This is a genomic window from Mesorhizobium sp. M7A.F.Ca.CA.004.06.1.1 (genome assembly GCF_003999135.1).
Classification (GTDB): domain Bacteria; phylum Pseudomonadota; class Alphaproteobacteria; order Rhizobiales; family Rhizobiaceae; genus Mesorhizobium.
In genome coordinates this window covers 1-956 of the sequence record NZ_RZPQ01001246.1, presented here as the reverse complement: position 1 = coordinate 956, position 956 = coordinate 1, and the positions used below count along the sequence as shown (strand labels likewise).

Here is a 956-nt window from a genome sequence, read left to right as displayed (position 1 = left end):
CATCAGAATGATAATGCCGTTTTCTAGAAATGAAAAAATATTCTGAAAAAATTGAAAAATACCCGGCGTGCTGACATCCTTGGCCAATCCAACAATGACAAACCCCGTGGAGGGCTGGAAAATGGCCAGGATGCGCGCTGTCGATGCCGCGGTTCTCGTTCTTGAAAAGGAAGGCATTTCCTGCGCTTTCGGCGTGCCGGGCGCGGCGATCAATCCGTTCTATTCGGCGCTGAAGGCGAGGGGAACGATCCGCCACGTGCTAGCCCGTCACGTCGAGGGCGCCTCGCACATGGCGGAAGGTTTTACCCGCGCCAAGGCAGGCAATATCGGCCTGTGCATCGGCACTTCGGGTCCGGCCGGCACCGACATGATCACAGGGCTCTATTCGGCTGCCGCGGATTCCATTCCGATCCTGTGCATCACCGGGCAGGCGCCGCGGGCGCGGCTGAACAAGGAGGATTTCCAGGCCGTCGACATATCAGCCATTGCCGCGCCGGTCGCCAAATGGGCGGTCACCGTCATGGAGCCCTATCTCGTCCCCATGGCGCTGCAGAAGGCGTTTCACCTGATGCGCTCGTCGCGGCCGGGCCCGGTGCTGATCGACCTGCCTGTCGATGTGCAACTGGCCGAAATCGAATTCGACATCGATGCCTATGAGCCGTTGACGCCGTTCAAGCCGGCGATGACGCGCGCCCAGGCCGAAAAGGCGTTGACCATGCTCAACGCGGCCGAAAAGCCGCTGATCGTCGCCGGCGGCGGCATCATCAACGCCGATGCGTCGGACCTGCTGATCGAATTCGCCGAGATTTCGGGCGTGCCGGTCATCCCGACCTTGATGGGCTGGGGCGCTATCCCCGACGACCACCGGCTGATGGCCGGCATGTGCGGGCTGCAGACCTCGCACCGCTATGGCAATGCGACGATGCTGGAAGCCGACTTCGTCTTCGGCATAGGCA

Annotated in this window: 1 protein-coding gene; it reads left to right on the top strand. The window is 61.2% G+C overall.

All coding sequences use genetic code 11. The annotated features are described in order from the left end of the window. Positions 1–121: 121 nt before the first annotated feature. The coding region (locus tag EN906_RS35510; protein WP_245484410.1) for a thiamine pyrophosphate-binding protein at positions 122–956 on the top strand (835 nt) is incomplete at its 3' end.